This is a genomic window from Chryseobacterium sp., assembly GCF_022712095.1.
GTDB lineage: Bacteria > Bacteroidota > Bacteroidia > Flavobacteriales > Weeksellaceae > Chryseobacterium.
On record NZ_JALAHD010000258.1, the window covers coordinates 1 to 5,332 of the forward strand.

General features: G+C 37.5%; 4 protein-coding genes. 1 reads left to right on the forward strand and 3 read right to left on the reverse strand.

The annotated features are described in order from the left end of the window. The first annotated feature begins 43 nt into the window (after positions 1-43). On the forward strand, positions 44-448 hold the full coding sequence (locus tag Q0A18_RS13305; RefSeq protein ID WP_292010638.1) for a hypothetical protein: 405 nt from the start codon (positions 44-46) through the stop codon (positions 446-448). A gap of 80 nt (positions 449-528) precedes the next feature. On the opposite strand, the gene Q0A18_RS13310 is transcribed toward Q0A18_RS13305, so the two are convergent. From Q0A18_RS13310 to Q0A18_RS13320, 3 genes are all read right to left on the reverse strand, one after another. Further along, positions 529-993, reverse strand: a complete 465-nt coding sequence (locus Q0A18_RS13310) for a hypothetical protein (protein WP_292010639.1) — start codon at positions 991-993, stop codon at positions 529-531. A 399-nt stretch (positions 994-1,392) separates the two neighbouring features. After that, positions 1,393-2,427 carry a phytase gene (locus Q0A18_RS13315; RefSeq protein WP_292010640.1) on the reverse strand — a complete coding sequence of 345 codons (1,035 nt, stop codon included), beginning with the start codon at positions 2,425-2,427 and terminating at the stop codon, positions 1,393-1,395. A gap of 62 nt (positions 2,428-2,489) precedes the next feature. After that, positions 2,490-5,300, reverse strand: a complete 2,811-nt coding sequence (locus Q0A18_RS13320; protein ID WP_292010641.1) for a TonB-dependent receptor — start codon at positions 5,298-5,300, stop codon at positions 2,490-2,492. Positions 5,301-5,332: the final 32 nt, after the last annotated feature.

Consider the following 5,332-nt stretch of genomic DNA (forward strand, 5'->3'; position numbering starts at 1 on the left):
AGTTTTAGCAGCAATAAAACCATATCTTGAAAATATTTAAAATATGATGAGTGTTGAGATACCCACTGTGAACAATAAAGTTGCTGTAGAATATTTAAAGGTTTTTTATCCTTCTCTTAAAAACGAGATCACCCAATTATCCAGTCAGGATAATTTAGCCGGAATCATTCAGGCTACCATTAATTATTTAAAAACTCTTTTACAAGAATCCAAAACCAGTATCGTCGCCAGAAAAATAAAAACGATGGAATGGCTTTATAGAAACGGAAATACTTATATCAAAGATCTGATTGAAAATATCTTTATACGGTCTTTTGAAAGCTTAAGAAGAATTTCCGACCGCCAGCAATGGAATTTAATCTATAAAAATATGCCCCAGCAATTTCAGAAGATTTATCTGGAACAGGTAAAACAGGATGAGCTGTTTTTTAAGAAAGTACACGACTAACATATAAAACCTCCCGGAATATTTCCGGGAGGTTTTTATTTATTCATTATTGTTTGGATGAAGACAATTTCTAAGAGGGTTTATAAATCACTCATAATCCTGTCAATGATATCCTCTTCTTTAATTCCTTCATTTATCAGCTTTAATATGAATTCTATATTTTTTATGCCCAGTTCTTTTCCATATCCTATGATTTTATCATCGGGATATTCCAATTCCCACCACTGTACAACTATATCCACAAATAAACAATCCCAGGAAATTGGCTTTAGATTTTCTTCTCTAAAATATTCAATACTATACTTTACATATTTCTTTGTTTCAGTATCGTAAGCCAAAATTTTCTCAAAAGTATAAGCCAGTATCGGCAGGTATCTGTTTACCAAATAAAAATCCTGCTGCTCTTCTGTAAGACTCAGTATAGAATAAGGATCTTTAAAATCATTTTGTAAGTCACCATTTTTATAATTACCATCATACAATTCCAGTATGGATTCCGGTAAATTTAATTTACTGATCAGATTTCGCAGAGTTTGGATTTCCATAATCATTTTATAACCAATAGCATCTAAAAACAAATATGGCATAAATATATGATACAAACAATATTCAATCCACAAAATAAACCAGCTGCTGCCCGCTGGAATATTCTATGACAGTCTTTCATTATTTCTCCCGCCAGGGTCTCTAAAGCTTGCGGCGTTAAATTTCTGGAGGTGTTAGCCAAAGGATCGATTCCTCCCCTATCTGCCCATATAAATTTAAAATCAGCATATCAATTAGATATACTGATTTATTATTTGGATATTAAGAATTACTAATTGCTAGTTTCGCAATTCTTATAAAATTCTAATCTTATTGATTTAGCATTTACTACACCTTGTTGTAAATTCTCAGGGTATTTTTTCTTTCTTCCCGTCCCTACTACTTTTGAACAAAAACATCTATTTAGGAGAGTTTCTCTGTATGTTAATTCTTTCCTCAATTATCCGCCAGTCATAAAAATGGAAAACCTTTCCGTTACTCATAGCCACAAAAACACCTTTCGGAAACTGCGGTCCGAGGTTGACGTTTGTTACTTCCGAACCGTCGCTCTCTTTTGTGAAGAAAGGAATTTCTGCAATTCTACCCGCTCCGGGATTTTCTCTTAGATAAACATTAAACGTATCTGCCTGCTGATTAGAAACCAGAATATAGCCTGTATTTCCAGAAGTTGGATAAATGGAAATACCCTCCAAATCAGATTTAAAATCTCCTTTTCCGAATACGAGAAGTTCTTCATTTCCTTTCGCCGGATCTGCATAATACTGATGTACGGCAAACTGTTCATCAGAATAATAAATAAGCCCTAATTCATCATCAACAGCAATACTCTCTATTTCCTTTAGTCCACTGTATTTTCCAAATTTCCTTACCACTTCACCGGAAATTTTTCCGTTATTTTCAGAAAGTCTGTATTGCCATAAATATCCATCCAAAGGTCCGGATTTCCTTCCGACAATAACAAAAATATCACCCGACTGAGGATTCTTATACAGGGAAATTCCCATAGGGAAACGTTCTGTTTCGCCATCAAATACAGTAAATTCACCTACTTCTTTTAAATCGGGGAGCGAATAGATTTTCACCTTATTGGTTTCTCTTTCCGTTGTTGCTGCGATGTCTATTTTTTTTCCGTCCAACACAAAACCGTACTCAATATCTACATTATTCGGGCGCTGAAGCGGGGTTACTTTATTGATGATTTTACCGTTCAGATCAAAAGCGTACAAACCGCCGTTCGTTTCTTTGTCTGTTCCTATGATGATGCTTTTTGTTGCATCTTCGTAATTAACCCAGATAGCGGGATCATCGGTATCAAAAACTACTTTTTCGGTAATCACCGTCGGTTTTAATTTTTTACCGAGATGAGCATGGCTTCCACAGCTGAAGATAAAAAAAGGAGCAGAGACTAAGAGTAGATTTTTTATTGTTTTCATTACTATTAATTATTTTAAAATTATGCATAATATAAAGATGATATTTACCTCATTATTTCTTTTTAGAAATCGAACTTAAACCCTAAATTAAATCTAGGCATATAATATTCTACCTGCGCTGTTCTCTCTTTGATACCCTGATAGTAACGCAATGGCTGATTGGTCAGATTATTAGCTTCTGCAAAAATCCTCAACTGGGATGTAATATTGTAGGAAGCATTGGCATCAAGGAACAGTTGATGATCATAATAACGGTCTTCAAAATCATTTCCTCCCAGCTCATCAATATAGCTTGCTGCATAATTGAAAGACAGCCTGGCGGAGAAACGCTTGTTTTCCCAGGACAGAGAGCCATTAAACATATGGGGAGCCGCGCCCGGCAATCCTACATCTGTTCTTTCTTCTCCGTCTTCGTTGGTAATACCTTTGGCTTTGGAATGAGTGTAAGTATAATTCAGATAAATGCCCAGTCCTTTCCAGAATTCCCCATAAATGAAATCAAAATTACGTTGTAAAGCAACTTCAAAACCGTAGATATCTACATTATCTCCGTTTTGTTCGCGGCGGAATATCCAGTCTTCTCCTTCCGGAATAGGATTGGACTGCCCTGCAAAGTCCTGTGCAAAGTCTTCTCTGCTATAATTTTCTCTCACGGAAGTGAAGATGAAATCTTTCAGGTTTTTATAGAAAAGGCCCCCGGAAAGAATCCCTACAGATTTGAAATATTTTTCAGCCATCAGATCTAAATTATAGGCATAGGTAGCATTAAGATCCGGATTCCCTGCATAGAGCTCTTCATTCTCAGAAACTACATTGAGATAAGGCACAAGAGAATAGTAATTGGGGCGGGCCAAAGATGTGGTAGCGGCAGCCCGGAGTACAAAGTCTTCTTGAGGTTCGTAGCGGAACGTTACGCTGGGTAAAACATTGATATAGGAATTCGTATTGGTGATCTGCCCTTCCAGTTTTTCTTCATCCAAAAGATAATTTCCGGTATAATCTATTTTAGTGCTTTCAATACGGGCTCCCAAAATCAGGGAAAACTTGTCACTGAAATCCTGATCCCAACGGATGTATCCTGCATAAATATTTTCTTTTGCATTGTAATTATAAGCCACAAATTCATCGGCTTTGGATTCGGATTCAAAAACGTTCGGGTCGTTAAGGTTCAGGCCTCCGAGAAAAACAGGGTTAACGAAGGTTCCGGGGATATAATTTCCCGCCTGAAAATTATTTCCGTTCAAATAAACCGTCGGTACATTTCCCAGACTTCCTAAATCATTGACGGGTTCATATTCAAAATAATTGTTGTTTCTTAATTTTTCTTTGATACGAAAGCGGCCACCGACACGCAATCTTCCTTTTTGATCACTGATAACGGAAAATGGAAAACGGAAATTAATCTTAGCTCCGAACTCTTTTTCTTCTGTCCAGCTGTCAGCCTGTGAAAGGTTGCTGAGTCCGTAAGTACCTAGATCATCATTCCCTATTGGTGTAATAACGGGAGCTCGGGGATTGTTGAAATTAGTGATAAATTCCACATCTTCACGTTCAAATTCCATATAACGTTCACCTTGTTTTTCTTCGCTTGCCTGGGCATAATTGACGGCCCAATCAAAGTCCACTTTTGAGCCTAGCAAATGCTCTCCACCCAGAGCATAATTTTGTACTTTCTGTAGCTCAAAACGTGTATTTTTCACTCTGTCTGTTCCTATTCCTCCTTTAACCTCCCGAAGGATATTTCCTTCCCAGCCCATGATTTCGGTTTCATCATCATTATAAACAGGATCAACCTCACTTACGAAAGCAAAACGGTTTTCCCTGTCTATTCTCCAATTGTACATGGCATTTGCATAAATCTTATTAACAGCATCAAACTCATAATCAAGGTTTAGATTAAAGCTGTTTCGGATCCGGTGTTCATCATAATAACGGACACCTAATTCTTTTACGTAAACTGTTTTTGCTACATCATCTGCTGTATCCCATTCGGCTTCTATATTATCTGACCCGAAAGTATTATTATTGTAGGAAAAGCTAAATACCGCTCCCAGTTTTTTATTAAAAAAGCGATTCCCGTAAACCAGACCTGCGGTATAATTTCCCGATTCCCGGATCGGATTGTAGCCTCCTGCTAATGTTACAGAAATTCTTTCTTTGTTCGACGCTGCACGTGTAATAAGGTTTACAGAACCTCCGATGGCATCGGCATCCATATCCGGAGTAAGAGTTTTATTCACCTGAATTGAAGAAATCATGTCAGACGGAATCAGGTCCATCTGGACATTTCTTGTATCTCCGTCTGCAGAAGGTATTCTGTCTCCATTCAGAGTTACGGAATTCAGATTCGGAGCGAGGCCTCTTATAATAAGGTTTCGAGCTTCGCCCTGGTCATTCTGTACAGCAATTCCCGGAACCCGTTTCAGGGCATCCCCTATATTGGCATCGGGAAAACGTCCGACCTGATCCGAAGAAATGACATTAGTGATATTGACATTATTTTTTTGCTTATTGAGAGCCCTTGCCTGGTTTCGCTGAATAATCCCTGTTATTTGTACTTCCTTAATTTCGGTTTCTTTTCGGCTAAAGGTAATGTTCTGACGCGTATTTTTTTCTGGATCTACTACTATCGGATATTCTTTTTCACTATATCCGAGATAATCTACTTTCAGGGTATAATTTCCTGCAGGAACATTAAGAAATACAAAGTCCCCGTGTTCATCAGAGGTTGTATAGATATTACCAGGCTGTAAGGTCAGTTTTGCACCCGGAAGCGAGAGGTTATCATCATTAATGTTTCCTGAAATGGTTCCCGACTGTGCATAAAAACATACGGCGGCACAGAAAAGGACAGTACTCAATATTTTTTTCATTGTATACACTTTAGATTCTACCGGTGCAAATG